Genomic DNA, 1,233 nt, shown 5'->3' on the forward strand with positions numbered 1-1,233 from the left:
GCCGTCAATGTCGTTAAGAACGCATCAAAGTCTGTAAACGGCTTGCCATCTTGCAGTAAATCCTTATTTTGCCATAAGAACTGACAGCCTTGGCGCTCAAGGATAGGATTATTTGCAGTAAGCGCCTCTATTTCAGTATGGGTTATTTGTGCCGGATCACTCACATTATGAGCAGGCATTGCTGACATTGCCAGCTTGGCCAATTCTGGCGTTACAAACAGTCCATGCCAGCTTGACGCTCCTACTTGCTGGGCAATGTCGTCTACTCCTGCCATAATCATTTTTACGATATTGGTATCAAGCGTTTCGCCAGCCGCCAACCATAAGCGCTGCCCAGTAATTGGGGTATAAGGAGAGCTTGTCACTAGGCGCGGATAATAGTCAAGACCATATTGCGCGTAAGCTTGCGCCCATGCATGATCAAACACAAACTCACCGCGATGATGATTTTTTACAAATACTGGCATGACGGCGACAGCTTGAGCAATATCTACTGGTTCTATGATAGTATCGATCGTAGCTTTGTGACCCACATCATCTGTACGATAAACCAAAACGAAAATAGGCAACCATCCTGCCTGCTCGCCAATGGCATGTGTATCTATTAATGCCTGCCAAAAGGCAAACGACATAAAAGGCGTATCAGGCAATTGCCAATCGATTTGACTCTGCCAGCTTGTGTCTTTGAGTAGTGCATATTGTAAATTCATAATTCTCACATTGCATTTTCTTTATGGTTTAGCGTATCAAACGTCAACTATTTTGCTGTCACAATTTGCAAAATATCCCATTAAAGCAAACAATAATGTTCAAAAAATTGAGCTTTATGCTCAACCAATACAAAAAGTCATCTACAACGCTGCAGATGACTTTACTTATTATGTTGTATGATTATAGCCAAGCAAGGCGTTTGCTACATAAACCACAGATATTTACGTTATCGATTGGTTTTATAAATATACCAAAAAATTTGCCCCTAGATAATAGTTGCAAAAAACGTTAATTGCATGGAAAAGATGATATCAGTGTCGATGACTGGTAGAATAAAGCTGTTATTAGATTAATATAATTTAGATACATAGGATATGAGCAAAAACAGTACACTTAGTTCATTAAACAAGATTGACATTGAGCGAATTTATAGCGGATTAGCTATAATGTGCTGTCAATCAGTTACTTTTAAAAATGGTTTCTTTAGGGCAACCTTTTGAAATCTTATATTAACGCCTGTAA

1 protein-coding gene is annotated in these 1,233 nt (G+C 39.3%); it reads right to left on the bottom strand.

What is annotated here, in order from left to right; all coding sequences use genetic code 11:
- Positions 1-710 (bottom strand): peptidogalycan biosysnthesis protein (locus ACS8FD_RS15380; RefSeq protein ID WP_439276487.1); only part of this gene is annotated, 710 nt, incomplete at its 3' end.
- Between the last annotated feature and the right edge of the window lie 523 nt (positions 711-1,233).

The organism is Psychrobacter sp. 1U2 (assembly GCF_051847575.1).